The sequence below is a fragment of the Paraburkholderia graminis genome, assembly GCF_003330785.1.
GTDB classification, from domain to species: Bacteria; Pseudomonadota; Gammaproteobacteria; order Burkholderiales; family Burkholderiaceae; genus Paraburkholderia; species Paraburkholderia graminis.
Window position 1 is genome coordinate 2,576,428 of the sequence record NZ_CP024934.1, and the last position, 12,102, is coordinate 2,588,529.

11 protein-coding genes are annotated in these 12,102 nt (G+C 63.4%); all 11 read right to left on the reverse strand.

Going from position 1 to position 12,102, the window contains the following annotated elements:
- Nucleotides 1–17: 17 nt before the first annotated feature.
- On the reverse strand, nucleotides 18–209 hold the full coding sequence (locus CUJ91_RS11410) for a DUF2065 domain-containing protein (RefSeq protein ID WP_006051319.1): 192 nt from the start codon (nucleotides 207–209) through the stop codon (nucleotides 18–20).
- A 45-nt stretch (nucleotides 210–254) separates the two neighbouring features.
- Nucleotides 255–1,157, reverse strand: coding sequence for a protease modulator HflC (gene hflC / locus CUJ91_RS11415; RefSeq protein WP_114156230.1), 903 nt, complete (start codon nucleotides 1,155–1,157; stop codon nucleotides 255–257).
- 12 nt (nucleotides 1,158–1,169) lie between these two features.
- Nucleotides 1,170–2,582, reverse strand: a complete 1,413-nt coding sequence (hflK, locus tag CUJ91_RS11420; RefSeq protein ID WP_114156231.1) for an FtsH protease activity modulator HflK — start codon at nucleotides 2,580–2,582, stop codon at nucleotides 1,170–1,172.
- Nucleotides 2,583–2,631: 49 nt separating this feature from the next.
- Nucleotides 2,632–3,804 (reverse strand): GTPase HflX, encoded by a 1,173-nt coding sequence (gene hflX / locus CUJ91_RS11425; RefSeq protein ID WP_114156720.1) that lies wholly within the window; start codon nucleotides 3,802–3,804, stop codon nucleotides 2,632–2,634.
- Between the two features lie 72 nt (nucleotides 3,805–3,876).
- Nucleotides 3,877–4,113: an RNA chaperone Hfq gene (gene hfq, locus CUJ91_RS11430; RefSeq protein WP_006051315.1), complete on the reverse strand. Its 237-nt coding sequence runs from the start codon at nucleotides 4,111–4,113 to the stop codon at nucleotides 3,877–3,879.
- 142 nt (nucleotides 4,114–4,255) lie between these two features.
- Nucleotides 4,256–5,593 carry a ribosome biogenesis GTPase Der gene (gene der / locus CUJ91_RS11435; protein ID WP_029967444.1) on the reverse strand — a complete coding sequence of 446 codons (1,338 nt, stop codon included), beginning with the start codon at nucleotides 5,591–5,593 and terminating at the stop codon, nucleotides 4,256–4,258.
- A gap of 625 nt (nucleotides 5,594–6,218) precedes the next feature.
- Entirely contained in the window at nucleotides 6,219–7,364 is a 1,146-nt protein-coding gene (bamB, locus tag CUJ91_RS11440; protein ID WP_029967447.1) for an outer membrane protein assembly factor BamB, read from the reverse strand.
- A gap of 74 nt (nucleotides 7,365–7,438) precedes the next feature.
- A complete protein-coding gene (locus CUJ91_RS11445) occupies nucleotides 7,439–8,068 on the reverse strand; it encodes a YfgM family protein (protein WP_053858426.1) in 630 nt (209 codons plus the stop codon).
- 79 nt (nucleotides 8,069–8,147) lie between these two features.
- Complete coding sequence (gene hisS / locus CUJ91_RS11450; protein WP_053858427.1) at nucleotides 8,148–9,488, reverse strand: histidine--tRNA ligase; 1,341 nt, start codon at nucleotides 9,486–9,488, stop codon at nucleotides 8,148–8,150.
- A 20-nt stretch (nucleotides 9,489–9,508) separates the two neighbouring features.
- Nucleotides 9,509–10,825 carry a flavodoxin-dependent (E)-4-hydroxy-3-methylbut-2-enyl-diphosphate synthase gene (gene ispG, locus CUJ91_RS11455; RefSeq protein ID WP_053858428.1) on the reverse strand — a complete coding sequence of 439 codons (1,317 nt, stop codon included), beginning with the start codon at nucleotides 10,823–10,825 and terminating at the stop codon, nucleotides 9,509–9,511.
- A gap of 83 nt (nucleotides 10,826–10,908) precedes the next feature.
- Nucleotides 10,909–11,985 (reverse strand): helix-turn-helix domain-containing protein, encoded by a 1,077-nt coding sequence (locus CUJ91_RS11460; protein ID WP_053858429.1) that lies wholly within the window; start codon nucleotides 11,983–11,985, stop codon nucleotides 10,909–10,911.
- Nucleotides 11,986–12,102 lie beyond the last annotated feature (117 nt).

Below are 12,102 nucleotides of genomic sequence, written 5' to 3' on the forward strand. Positions count from 1 at the left end.
TCGCCCCACGCTCCGCGTCAAGTCACGAAAAACAGCAGAATCAGCCCCAGCAGCATGACGATCAGGCCGCCGATACGAATCTGATGCGTGGGCCGTTCCGCTATTCTACGGAACGTGTCGCGCCACGCGCTCGGAAAAACGAATGGGAACATCCCCTCGATAACCAGCATCAACGCGATCGCGAGCAGTAACGAGCCGACTATATCCATGCGAAAGAAGGGGCCGCGATGCGAATGCCGCGGCGTTCCGGGTTATTAGTGTTTGCGCGAGGCCGCGGAAGCGTCCGGGGCTGCGCCGCCGGTCGGACTACGCATGAAGCGGAAAAACTCGCTGCTCGGGTCGACCACGATCACGTCGCCAGGCTTGAAGGTGTTCCGGTACGCCTGCATGCTTTGATAGAACTGATAGAACTCCGGGTCGCTGCCGTACGCCTGCGCGGCGATCTCGGCGGTTTTCGCATCGCCCTCGCCCTTGATGGTCTGCGCCTGGCCATAGCCGTTAGCCAGAATGGCCTGCTGCTGCGCGACGGCGTCGGCCTTGATCTTGTCGGCTTCGGCGGCGCCTTTCGCGCGTTCGTCGGCCGCGATCTGCTGGCGCTCGGCGATCATCCGCTTGTAGACCGAGTCGGCCATGGCGGCCGGAAAATCGACCCGCGTCAACTGCACGTCCACCACCGACACACCGAGCGACGCCGCCGTCTTGTCCATCGCGCCGCGCGCTTCGTCGGCGAGTGTCTGCTGTTTGGCGAGCGCATCGGCCAGTGTGTACTTGCCGAATGCGTCGCCGAGTGCGCCGCGCGCGACGAGCGCGAGGCGCTCCGGCAGGCTTTGCACGTCGCCCTTCGTTTCGGCGAGCAGCTTCAGCGGATCGGTCACGCGATATTTGACGACCGGGTTCGCGAGCAAATCGTTCTTGTCGGCGGTTACGTAGCGGTCTTCGTCCGGCGCGTCGAGCGACTGGATGCGGCTATCGACGAGCGTCACCGTTTGCAACGGCGGCGGCAGCTTCACGTGCAGTCCGGGCCCGAGCAACGCCGGCGCCGCGTCGCCGCGCGACGACAACACCGCCATATGACGCTGGTCGACGACGACCACCATCGACGAAGCGGCGAACAGCACGATGACAACCGCGATGACGAGCGCAATGATCTTGTTCATGTTCTGCGCTCCTTATTGAACGTCGTCTTCGCGCATACGGCTGCGGAAGGACTCGCGCGAACGTAGCGCGTCGCTGCTCGCCGCCGCGCGGCTTGCAGGCGTGGCGGCTGCTGCGGATGCGGACCCGGAAGCAGCCGTCGATGCGGCGGCAGCCGATGCGGCATTCGCCTGCGCCGCCACAGCACCCGGCGAATTCGCCGGCTGCGACGCACCCGCCGCTGCGGCGCCCGATGCAGCCGCGGCTGCCGCGGCATCTGCCACACGCTGACGGTTCTGCTCGACGAGCTTGTCGAGCGGCAGATACAGCACGTTGTTGCCGCTCTTGTTGTCCACAAAGACCTTGGTCGTATTCGAATAGATCTGCTGCATGGTTTCCAGATACATGCGCTGACGAATCACAGCGGGCGCCTTCGAGTACTGCGCATAGACTTCCTTGAAGCGGTCCGCGTCGCCTTGCGCTTGCGCCACCGTCTTGTCGCTGTACTTCTTCGCGTCGTCGATCTGGCGCGCCACGTCCGCTTGTGCACGCGGAAGAAGCTCGGCTGCATAGGCTTGCGCGTCGCGCTTCGCACGCTCGTTTTCCTGACGCACGCGCGCAGCGTCGTCGAACGCGGCCTGTACCTGGTCAGGCGCCTGCACCGCCTGGATTGTCACGCCGGTAACAGCGAGACCGGATTGGTATTGATCGAGCGATTTCTGGATTGCCGCGATCAATTGCTGGCGAATTGCTTCGCGATCCTGACCAAGAATGTCTTGTGTGCTGCGCGCGCCGACGATGCCGCGCACCGCGGCCTGCGCGGCCTGCATCACGCTCTGGTCGGGATCGACGCTGCGGAAAAGGTAATCGGTCGGCTTGCGGATCTGGTACTGCACGGCGAAGCGAATGTCGACGATGTCCGCGTCGTGCGTCAGCATGGACGCGTCTTTCACGTTCGCAAGACGCACGACGTTGTTGCGGCCGATCTCCACCTGGCGAACCTGGCCGATATTGACGAGCTCGTGCGTTTCGAACGGATACGGCAAACGCCAGTGCACACCGTGCGCGGCCGTGTAGCGATATTTGCCGAACTGCATCACGACGCCGGCCTGGCCGTCCTGCACCACGAACACGCCGCTGCCGAGATAAATGGCGATCAGTACGCCGATCACGATGCCGACGCCAATGCGCGCGCCACGTCCGTTGTCCGGACGGCCGCCGCCGGCACCGCCGCCCTTGCGGCCGAACATCCGGCTCAAACGACGGTTGAAATCCCGCCACATCTCGTCGAGATCGGGCGGGCCTTCACCTTCCTTGGCCTGCGGCCGCTTGGGCTCGACGGGCCGCTGGCGCTCGCCATTGCCATCGCCACGGCCCCAGCGCGGATCGTTCAGTGAAAGCATGGCGCGCATGCGCAGCCAGATACTCCGCTCGTTGTAATCGTTCACCTGTGTTCGTTCACCAGAGTAGACAGCGGGTCAGTGCAATTGGAACGGGTCAGTGCCCGAGTTCTGGAACCTTGCGGTGCTCGCGTGGTGCTGCCGACCGGTCTTCTTCCGACGAGTCCAGCAGCGTGTCGGGAAGAGGTTCGGCAGTAGCGATCTCAGCGATGGCAGCGCGCAATGTGTCCAGCCCTTGCCCCGTGCGCGCGCTCAAAAAGACGCGCGAAATATTACCATACTCGTCTCGCTCGACCGCCTCGCCGCGGGCCGCCAATTCGGGCACCGCGTCGATCTTGTTGAACACGAGCACCTGCCGGACGGTGTCCGCACCGATTGCGTGCAACACCTCGTTCACCTGATCGATCTGATCGAGACGCACGGCGCTGGAAGCATCCACGACATGCAGCAGCAGATCCGCGTGGATCGTTTCTTCGAGCGTGGCGCGAAACGCCGCGACGAGTTGGTGAGGCAGTTCGCGGATGAAGCCGACCGTGTCGGACACCACCACCTGCCCCGCTTCGTCGCCGAGATAAACACGGCGCGAAGTCGTGTCGAGCGTGGCGAAAAGCTGATCGGCCGCGTACGCCTGCGCCTTCGTCAGCGCATTGAAGAGCGTGGACTTGCCCGCGTTCGTATAGCCGACGAGCGACACCGACATGGTCTGATTGCGCGAGCGCTGGCGGCGCTGCGTGCCATGCTGGCGGCGCAATTTTTCGAGCCGCGACTTGAGCGCCTTGATGCGCTCGCCGATCAGCCGGCGGTCGGTTTCGAGCTGCGTCTCACCAGGCCCGCGCAAGCCGATACCGCCTTTTTGCCGCTCGAGGTGAGTCCATGCACGGATCAGCCGCGTGGACAGATACTGCAATTGCGCGAGCTCCACCTGCAGCTTGCCTTCGTGGCTGCGGGCGCGCTGCGCAAAAATATCGAGGATGAGACTCGTGCGGTCGATCACGCGCCGATTAAGCGCTTGCTCCAGATTGCGCTGCTGGGCAGGCGCAAGAGCGTGATTGAAGATGACGAGTTCGATGTCGTTGGCCTCACACGCAAGGCGCAGTTCTTCGGCCTTGCCGCTGCCGACGAACATCTTCGCGTCGGGACTCGCCCGGCGCCCGGTGAGGGTGACTAGAGGATTCGCGCCCGCGCTTTGCGCGAGCAGGCTGAGTTCTTCGAGACTGGCTTCGAAATCGATCTTACCGAAGTCGATGCCGACAAGCGCTGCATTGATCAAATTGGACGGTATCAAAATGAGGCGGCCGGAAGTAATCGCCAACGGGCGACGCTATGCCGGCCGCGACGGGGGTTAGGACTGTTCGGAATCCGGGTGGAAATTCACCGGACGGGCTGGCACGACAGTCGAGATTGCGTGCTTGTAGACCATCTGGGTGACCGTATTCCTGAGCAACACGACGTACTGGTCGAACGATTCGATGTTCCCTTGAAGCTTGATGCCGTTGACCAGGTAGATCGACACCGGCACATGCTCTTTACGCAGTGCGTTCAAAAACGGGTCTTGTAACAATTGCCCTTTGTTGCTCATAGCAAACTCCGTATTTTTTTGCAGGTTGACTGAATTGACGACAGAAGAAAAGGTATCTGCCGTCAACCGCTACACTATAGCCGATTTTCGTTTTCGCGCGGGGCCCCTGCCGAAGCGGCCAAACCCAACGCACACGCGGGTTTCAGCCTTTGTCCGCGTAAGGGTTCGTCGACGATCTGAACTCTATTCGCAATGGAGTCCCGGTCAGCTTGAAAGTTTCCCGGAAGCGGTTTTCAAGGTAGCGTTTGTACGTTTCGGTGATCGCGTCGAGCGCGTTGCCGTGAATCACGATGATCGGCGGATTCTGTCCACCCTGGTGCGCGTAACGCAATTTCGGCCGCACCGGACCGCGTCGGCGCGGCTGCTGGAACTCGACCGCCTCGATCAGCGCGCGCGTCAGCTTCGGTGTGGGCAGCTTCGACATTGCCGCGGCGTAGGCGTCGTCAACCGAGCGCATGAGCGGACCGATTCCCGTTTTTTCCGCAGCCGAAATGAAATGGAATTTGGCGAAGTCGAGGAATTTTAGTTTGCGTTCCAGATCGGCTTTCGTGCGTTCGCGCACATGCGAATCGAGCCCGTCCCATTTGTTCACGCCGACCACCAGCGCGCGGCCCTGCTCGACCACGAAGCCGGCAATGTGCGCGTCCTGTTCCGAAATATCCTGGCGCGCGTCGAGCAGCAGAATGACGACGTTGGCGTCCGAAATCGACTGCAGCGTTTTGACCACCGAAAACTTTTCGATCGCTTCGAACACCTTGCCGCGGCGGCGCAAACCTGCCGTGTCGATCAGCGTGTACGGCTTGCCCTGACGCTCGAAGTCGACGTAGATCGAATCGCGCGTGGTGCCGGGCATGTCGAATGCGATCACGCGCTCTTCGCCCACCAGCGCATTGATCAGCGTCGACTTGCCCACGTTCGGACGGCCGACGATCGCGATCTTCACGCCGCGCGCTTCCTTGTCCTCGTCGGTCTCTTCGGGCTGGCCCGCGTACGCGACGCCGAGCGCCTCGTTGATCATTTCCGTCACGCCGTCGCCGTGCGCGGCCGAAATCGCGCGCGGATCGCCGAGACCGAGTTCGTAGAAGTCGGCGGCAACGGTGCTGTACTTCATCCCCTCGGCCTTGTTGACGACGAGGAAGATCGGCCGGCCCGTCTTGCGCAGATAGTCGGCGATCGACTTGTCTTGCGGCGCGAGACCATTGCGTCCGTCGACGATAAACACGACGATGTCCGACTCCTCCACCGCCTGGCGCGTCTGGCGCGCCATCTCGTGCAGGATGCCGTCTTTCGCGACCGGCTCGAAACCGCCCGTGTCGACGACGAGATACGGCCGCTCACCAGTGCGCCCTTCGCCGTAGTGGCGATCGCGGGTGAGGCCGGGCAAGTCGGCGACGAGCGCGTCACGCGAACGCGTGAGGCGGTTGAACAGCGTGGATTTCCCCACATTGGGGCGCCCGACGAGGGCAATAACGGGTTTCATCAGATGTTGTTCACGGTGAAACGCGGATCGGAATCGACCGTCCGCATAGCGACGCCATTGCGCCGCTACACGGCAGCGTTTGACGAAAATTATCACGAATTCGGCCAGCCCCGGATGCGCTGTCCAGATGCGCGCCGAGGCGGACGGGGGTTTGGCTGATGCGCAGCGTGATCGGCTGCGAGGTCATGTCCTGCTGCAGGCGGTTCGTTCGCCGGCTACGCTGCGTGTCTTGTGATGCGGCTGACTGCGCCGCTGACTATGCTGCTGACTGCGGCACTGACTGCGGCACCACCAGCAACAAGCGGCGTCACGCGTGCTGCTTTTGTTGATCGCTTGCGTGCATCGCTCGACTGCATCGCGTTCATGCGCTGCTGTGTTCGCCGTTCGCGGCCGATCGCTGTTATTCGCAGCGATTGTGCCGCTCGCTTTTGCAGCGTTTTTCGTTCTCACCGGCTCAGCCAGTCCGGTGGAATCGCTTACTTACCTCGCGATGTGGCACGCGCGATGTGCGTTGCCTGCACCGCCTGCCGGCGTCGGCGCACGCAAAGGTGCTACCACTACTACGCGCCTCAAAAAACGCGCGGCCGGCAAAGCCGGCCTGCGCGCTCGACAGCGCCCCCGCCAATCAGCGCGGACGGTAACCGTACAGGTCGCCGTCGCGCGTTTGCACGACGAGCGTCTCGCCGGCCAGCACGGGTGCCGCGCTAATCGCGCTACCGTCGGTCTTCATGCGTGCGACGAGCGTTCCGTCCTCGCGCGACAGGAAGTGCACGTAGCCCTGATAGTCGCCCAGCACCGCAGCGCGGCCAAGGATAAACGGCACGCCGAGTTCGCGGTTCTTCAGCTTGTCGTTCTTCCACAGCGGCGCGCCGGTGGTAACGTCGAACGCGGACACGACGGACCAGTCGTCCGGTGCGACGACCGCGCGATCGTCCTGCGCAAGACCGCTCGCGCTCGAGAACGCCTTTTCCCACAGCGCACGGCCCGAGTTCGCATCGAAACAGCCAATCTGACCTTGGAACGTCACCGCGCAGGTTTCCGAACCGACCAGCGTGGGCGGGCCGGTCACGTCGTTGATGCGCTCCACTTCCGTCACGCCCTTCGGATAGGACACCGGCGTTTGCCAGTACGTCTCACCCGTTTGCAGATTGATCGCCGAGAACGATCCGCCAGGGAAACCGGCCAGCACGGCCGCGTCGCCCGCGAACGTCATGCCCGACGACACGCGCAGGTTCAGCGGCACAGCGCGATTGCGGTAGTTCCACTTCTGCTCGCCGGTTTGCGCATTGAACGCGACGATCTGGCCGTCGACTGTACGCACGACCACGAGACCATTGCCGACGAGCGGCGGCGAGATGATTTCGCCGGGCGCCTTGGCCGTCCACAATTGCTTGCCGTCTGTGCCGAGCACATAGACGTCGCCCTTCAGACCGCCGACGGCCGTCAGCGTGCCGTCGCTGCCGACACCCGCGGAGATGTCGTCGTGCAGCTTGACTCGCCAGATGTCCTTGCCGGTTTGCGCGTCGATCTTCGCAACGGAGCCGTTCGCGCCGGCCGCGTACACCGCGTCGCCGATCGCAACCGGCGAGAACAGATAACGGCCTGCCTTGCCGACGCTCGTCTTCCAGGCTTGCTGTACGTCGAGCACGGGTTTGAACTCGGTGAGCGGCGTCGGCACGCGGCGCTCGTCTTTCGTGGATGAGCATGCCGCGAGAGCGAGGACGGTCATCGCACAGACAACGGGCACAGCGTAACGTTTCAGCAGATTCATCGGTGGACGAAGCATTCAGGAAATAGGTTAAAGAAAGGCCGGTTGATCTTGGCGGGCGACGTTGCGCGCGCTGCTTAGCCGCCCAGCGCGTCCAGCTTGAACTGGATCAATTGGCGCTCCGAACTGTCGTTCTTCGGCAGCGATTCGAGCGCGAGCTTGTAGGCCGCGCGCGCGTCGTCACGCTTGCCCTGAGCGGCGAGCAGATCGCCGCGGCCGTTGGCCACGATGCCCTTGAACGCGTCGGATTGCGGTTCGGCGAGCAGTGCGAGGCCCTGGTCGTAAGCCTTCTCGTCGAGCAGCAGCGAAGCGAGGCGCAGCCTGGCGATCTGCTTGAACTCGTCGTCCTTCGCGTGATCGATGGTCCATTGCAACTGCGTTTTCGCGCCGGCTTCGTCGCCGGCTGCGTACAGCGCCTTCGCGGCGCCAAGCGCCGTCATTTGCGCGTACGCGGTGCGGCTGAACTTGTCTTCCATGTCGGCGGCGACGCGGCTGATCTTCGCCTTATCGCCCGATGCCACCGCCTGCTGCACCTGGTCGTACAGCACGGCGGCTTCCGCGGCCTGACGCCGCTGCCAGAAATTCCAGCCGTTCCAGCCGGCTGCGGCGACCAGCGCCACCAGCACGATCCACGTGGTTGCATTGCCCCACTGCGCCCACCATGCCTTCAGACCTTCAATCGATTCTTGTTCGTCGTGGTAACTCATTGCCCGGCGATTTCCTCTTTCTTGCTACGTGTGCGTGTCGAGTCTGATCGGTCACAAAACCGGCTCGACGACATCGCGATCAGTCGTCGCCGTCTTCGGCGGTTGCAACCATCGCATTGATTAGAAATTCGGTCAAGTCTTCGGCGGGCACGTTATGTTGCTCGTTTTTACCGCCGTTAGCATTTGTATCTCGCAGCGGTTTGACCCCGACCGTACCGTTCGCGATCTCGTCTTCGCCGAGCACCACGGCGAACGCGGCGCCGCTTGCGTCGGCGCGTTTCATCTGCGATTTGAAGCTCGCTGATTGACCGTCGGCGCTGCAATGCAGGATCACGTCGAGACCGGTGTCGCGCAGCCGCTCGGCAATGATGAAGGCCTGCTCGCGCGCCGCATCGCCCTGGTGGACCACGTACACGTCGCAACCTTCGTCTTCGGGCACGAGCTGTTCTTCTTTCAGCAGCTCGAGAATCCGCTCGATGCCCATCGCCCAGCCGCATGCAGCCGTAGCCTTACCGCCGAGTTGCTCGATCAGCGGATCGTAACGGCCGCCCGCGGCGACCGTGCCTTGCGCGCCGAGCTTGTCCGTCACCCATTCGAACACGGTCAGATTGTAGTAATCGAGACCGCGCACGAGACGCGGATTGATCGTGAACGGAATGTTGTTCGCTTTGAGAATGCGCTGCAAACCTTCGAAGTGCGCGCGCGATTCCTCGCCGAGAAAGTCGATCAGCTTCGGCGCGTTCTGAGCGACTTCCTGGAGCGCCGGGTTCTTCGTATCGAGCACGCGCAGCGGGTTCGTGTAGAGACGCCGCTTTGCATCTTCGTCCAGCACGTCCATATGCTTTTCGAGGTACGCAATGAGTTCGACGCGATGCGCCGCGCGCTCTTCCGCGAGACCCAGCGAATTGATCTCGAGCTTGATGCCCATGAGGCCGAGGTCGTCCCACAGCCGCTGGCACATCATGATGATTTCAGCGTCGGCGTCGGGGCCGGCAAAGCCGAGCGCTTCCACGCCGACCTGATGAAACTGCCGATAACGGCCGCGCTGCGGACGCTCGTGACGGAACATCGGGCCGATGTACCACAGACGCTTCGGCCCGTCGTACAGCATGTTGTGCTCGATCGCCGCACGCACCACCGCCGCCGTATTTTCCGGGCGCATCGTCAGATTTTCACCGTTCAACGCGTCGGTGAAGCTGTACATTTCCTTCTCGACGATGTCCGTCACTTCGCCGATACCGCGCGTAAACAGCTGCGTATGTTCGACGATAGGCGTACGAATATTCTGGTATCCGTACGAACGCAGCATCGACTTGACGGTCGTTTCGAAAAATTCCCACAGCCCGGCTTCCTGCGGAAGGATGTCGTTCATGCCCTTCACGCCGGACAGCTTCTCGAGCTTTTTCTTCTGTTCAGTCATCTGTATGCGATAGCCGATGTTTAGTTGAGCGCCTCGGCGCGGCCATAGCGGCGCTCGACGTAGTCACTCACGATTTGCTGGAATTCTTGCGCGATGTTCTCGCCGCGCAGCGTCTTGACCTTCTCGCCGTCGATAAACACGGGCGCAGCCGGATTCTCGCCCGATCCCGGCAGGCTGATGCCGATGTTCGCCTGCTTCGACTCGCCCGGACCGTTGACGATGCAGCCCATCACCGCGACGTGCATTTTTTCGACGCCAGGATACTGGTCGCGCCAGACCGGCATTTGCGTACGCAGATAGGTCTGGATTTGCGACGCCAGTTCCTGGAACAGCGTGCTGGTCGTGCGACCGCAGCCGGGGCAGGCAATGACCATCGGCGTGAACGAGCGCAGACCCATGGTCTGCAAAATTTCCTGGCCGACGATCACTTCGCCGGTACGCGGCGCGCCCGGTTCAGGCGTGAGCGAAATGCGGATCGTGTCGCCGATGCCCTGCTGCAGCAGCACCGACAACGCCGCCGTCGACGCGACGATGCCCTTCGAGCCCATGCCCGCTTCCGTCAGACCGAGATGCAGTGCGAAATCGCAACGGCGCGCGAGCTCGCGGTACACCGCGATCAGGTCCTGCACGCCGCTCACCTTGCACGACAGAATGATCTGGTTGCGCGAGAGACCGAGTTCGACCGCCCGCTCCGCCGAGCCGATCGCCGACTGGATCAGCGCTTCGTACATCACGCTTTGCGCTTCCCACGGCGTGGAACGCGCGGCGTTTTCGTCCATCATCTTCGCGAGCAGGTCCTGGTCGAGACTGCCCCAGTTCACGCCGATACGAACCGGCTTGTCGTACTTCACCGCCGCTTCGATCATCTGCGCGAATTGCGTGTCGCGCTTCGCGCCGTGGCCGACATTGCCGGGGTTGATGCGGTACTTCGACAACGCCTCCGCGCACGCCGGGTAGTCGCGCAGCAGCAGGTGGCCGTTGTAATGAAAATCGCCGACGAGCGGCACCGATACGCCCATGCGGTCGAGCTGCTCGCGCACCGCCGGCACGGCCGCGGCCGCCTCCGGCGTGTTGACCGTGATGCGCACCAGTTCCGAACCGGCTTGCGCGAGTTCCTTGATCTGGATAGCGGTGCCGATGGCGTCGGCGGTGTCCGTGTTTGTCATCGACTGGACGCGCACCGGCGCGTCGCCGCCGATGGTGACGAGCTGGCCGCCCCAACGGACGTCGACCGCATGCGACTTGCGCCGCGGCGCCTGTCCGCCGAACACCGGCTCGTTTGACACGATCTTGCTACTGGATTGGGATTGAGCTTCGGATTGCATCGAAAAACCCATTTACGCCGCAGTCGCCGCAAAAATGCAGCGCCTGAATTGAAAAAGCGCCGCGGTCCGGTTGGCCGCGGCGCACACCGTCTGTATCAAGGCAGCGCGAAGCGCGCCACGTTGCCTTTCGCCGCCGCATATTTCGACGGATCGACCGGCTGGCCGTCGAGCGTGATCGACTCGAGACCCGCCTTGTTGCCGACCGTAACCTTCAAGGGCGCTTCGCCCGTCACTTCTTTTGTGTCGCCTGCACGCACGAGGCCGGAGAACACTTCCTTGCCGTCCTTGCCGCGCACGCTGAACCAGCTATCCTGCGTGACGCGCAGCGCAACGATGGCCGAACCTGCCCGCGGCGCTGCAACTGCCGCCGATGCGCCCGCGACCACCGCCGGCGCGCTCGCCACAGGAGCAGAGGGCGCAGCAGGCGTAGCCGTGACGGGCGGCGCCGAAGCCGGCGCCGTGCCGGCAGCGAGCGGAGCGGGCATCGGTGTAGCCGACGACGCGCCTTGCGCCGCAGCGTCCGTCTCGGGCGCCGCCTCCTGAGCGGCTGCCTCCGAGCCGGCCGCCGGGCCTTGCGCGACAGCACCGGACGCACCAGTGGCGCCACCCGCGCCGCCGTTCGCGCTTGCTTTCAGGCGCGCGAGCCAAGCCGTGGAATCGCCGCCATTGGTATGCCACATGGCGAGCGCGATAACCGCGACGATCACCGCCGCGACGCCCCACAACCACGAGCGGCTTCTTTGCGCGCCCCCGCCGAGCGACAGCGACACGCGGCCGCGCGGCAAATCCTTGCCCGATGAAGCCGGCATCGACAGATCCGGCGCAGGCACGCCCTTCTCGCGACGCAAAGCCTGCGTAAACGGCGTGGGATCGGCGCCGAGCATCTTCGCATAGCTGCGCACGACGCCGAGCGCAAACGTGGTGTCCGGCAAGTGGCTGATGTCGCCCGCTTCGAGCGCGCGCAATTTGGCGGGCGCCACCTTGAGGCGGGCAGAAACGTCTTCGATCGACCAGTTCTTCGATTCGCGCAGTTGCGTCAAGCGCGCGCCAACCGCCGCCAGCGAGTCCAGGCCCGGCTGCCCCACAGGCTGCACCACCGCCCGTGCGACAGATGCCGGGCGGCCTTCGTTCGTGTCTGTGTCCTGCGGCTGCGGGTGCTGCGGCTCACTCATCCCAAATCCTTTCGCGTCGATTCTTTTTTCACTGTGCGACCGGACCGGTCCAAACCTCATGTCCGAATCGCAGACCGTTTATAACAAAATGCGCGGCCTCTTGTGCCGCTTCCGATC

Coding starts and splice junctions, on each gene's coding strand:
- CUJ91_RS11410 (WP_006051319.1), bottom strand. CDS start 209: ATGGATATAGTCGGCTCGTTACTGCTCGCGATCGCGTTGATGCTGGTT.
- hflC (WP_114156230.1), bottom strand. CDS start 1,157: ATGAACAAGATCATTGCGCTCGTCATCGCGGTTGTCATCGTGCTGTTC.
- hfq (WP_006051315.1), bottom strand. CDS start 4,113: ATGAGCAACAAAGGGCAATTGTTACAAGACCCGTTTTTGAACGCACTG.
- der (WP_029967444.1), bottom strand. CDS start 5,593: ATGAAACCCGTTATTGCCCTCGTCGGGCGCCCCAATGTGGGGAAATCC.
- bamB (WP_029967447.1), bottom strand. CDS start 7,364: ATGAATCTGCTGAAACGTTACGCTGTGCCCGTTGTCTGTGCGATGACC.
- CUJ91_RS11445 (WP_053858426.1), bottom strand. CDS start 8,068: ATGAGTTACCACGACGAACAAGAATCGATTGAAGGTCTGAAGGCATGG.
- hisS (WP_053858427.1), bottom strand. CDS start 9,488: ATGACTGAACAGAAGAAAAAGCTCGAGAAGCTGTCCGGCGTGAAGGGC.
- ispG (WP_053858428.1), bottom strand. CDS start 10,825: ATGGGTTTTTCGATGCAATCCGAAGCTCAATCCCAATCCAGTAGCAAG.
- CUJ91_RS11460 (WP_053858429.1), bottom strand. CDS start 11,985: ATGAGTGAGCCGCAGCACCCGCAGCCGCAGGACACAGACACGAACGAA.